Source organism: Pseudomonas sp. P20, from assembly GCF_016463925.1.
GTDB lineage: Bacteria > Pseudomonadota > Gammaproteobacteria > Pseudomonadales > Pseudomonadaceae > Pseudomonas > Pseudomonas aeruginosa.
The window spans coordinates 1-1,514 of sequence record NZ_JAEMVM010000062.1 but is presented as its reverse complement, the minus strand read 5'-3'; the positions used below and the strand labels follow the sequence as shown (position 1 = coordinate 1,514).

Below are 1,514 nucleotides of genomic sequence, written 5' to 3'. Positions count from 1 at the left end.
ATGACGGACCAGTTGGCCAAGGTCATGCAGCCGGCGGTAAAGGACTGGAGCGAGCAACTCCGCGCTCTGGTCGACAATGCCACCAGCCTCGACGACCTGCAGGAGCAACTGCTGCGACTTGCTCCCGAGCTGAGTCTGGACCAATACGCGGCCGCCATGGCGGTCGGCCTGCAGGCAGCGAACCTGGCTGGGCGTACTGACGTCCAGGACGATCTGGCCGCGCGAGGTAGTGCCTGATGGCTACCGCAGCGACGTATGGCAGCCTCTCGTTTCGCGAGCAGATCGCTTTCTTTGAGGCGAAGAACCCCTCGGTCAACTACGCCACGGTGCGCGGCGCCGCCCACGATCAGTCGTTTGTGAGCGCAGGTGCCCATCGTGCGGACCTGGTCGCAGATCTCTATGCCGTGGTGCGTCAGGCGATCCGCGATGGCTTAACCCTGGAGGAGTTCCAGAAGGACTACTACGCCGTTCTGGACAACTACGGCTGGGAGCCGGCCGGCGGTCGCGCTTGGCGTGCCCAGGTGATCTACCGCACCAACCTGCGTACCAGCTACGCAGCCGGCCGCTACGCCCAGCTGCAGGCAGTGAAGGCGACCCGACCGTACTGGGGTTATCACCACAGCGATGCCGTCGAGCATCCGCGTGAGCTGCACCTGGCCTGGGACGGCCTGGTGATCCACGCCGACAACCCCTGGTGGCAGACGCACTATCCGCCCAGTGGATTCGGCTGCGAGTGCTACGTCACGGCCTACAGCCTGGATGAGCTGCAGGCGATGGGGAAGTCGGGACCAGACGAACCACCGCCTGGCCGCATGCGCAACATCGTTTTCCACGGCGAGGTGGTCCAGGTGCCGGAGGGCATCGATCCGGGCTGGAACTACGCGCCCGGTCGAGCCGCTTTCGAGAACCAGGTGCAGCTGACCCTGGAGAAGACCGCGCCGCTGCCGGCCGAACCGGCGGCACGCATGAACAGGCAACTGCTGGACGAGCAGCGTGTCGAGGAGGCGCTGCAGCGCTCCTGGACAAGCTGGCTGGATGAGGTCGTGGCCGAACCGGTGGTGCGTGGCAGCGCTCGCAACGTGGGCACGCTGAGCCCCGAGACGGTCGTGGGCATGCAGCGGGCGGGCGTCACGCCACAGACCGCGTTGATCAGCATGCGCGACGAGCAATTGGTGCCACTGGTCAAGGCCGCGCCGGCCGAGCCAGAGGTAGACGACGCGCTCGCTAGACTGACGCTGGCCGACCTGCGGCAACTGCCGCAGGCGCTCGCCCAGCCGCAGGCTGTTCTCCTGGATGCATCATCCAATGCTCTGGTCTACGTGTTCGACTCTGGCCGACGCGGAGGCTGGCTCTCCTTGATCGTCAACTATCTCCTGCAGGGCAGCTCGCGCAGCAATGCCGTCCAGTCCGGCAGCGTGGTCAACGTCGAGCAGCTCGGGCAGCAGTTGGCCAACGGACGTTTGGTTCTGGTGGAGGGTGGACTATGAGCGGTGCACGTATCGAGCTGGAGTTCG

At 65.7% G+C, this 1,514-nt stretch carries 1 protein-coding gene and 1 pseudogene; both read left to right on the top strand.

All coding sequences use genetic code 11. The features are described 5' to 3' along the window. A pseudogene (locus JHD77_RS30820) lies at positions 1 to 237 on the top strand (DUF935 domain-containing protein); the annotation flags it as partial. Next, on the top strand, positions 237 to 1,487 hold the full coding sequence (locus JHD77_RS30815) for a phage head morphogenesis protein (RefSeq protein WP_031630688.1): 1,251 nt from the start codon (positions 237 to 239) through the stop codon (positions 1,485 to 1,487). The pseudogene JHD77_RS30820 and the gene JHD77_RS30815, both read left to right, overlap by 1 nt. The last annotated feature ends 27 nt before the right edge of the window (positions 1,488 to 1,514 follow it).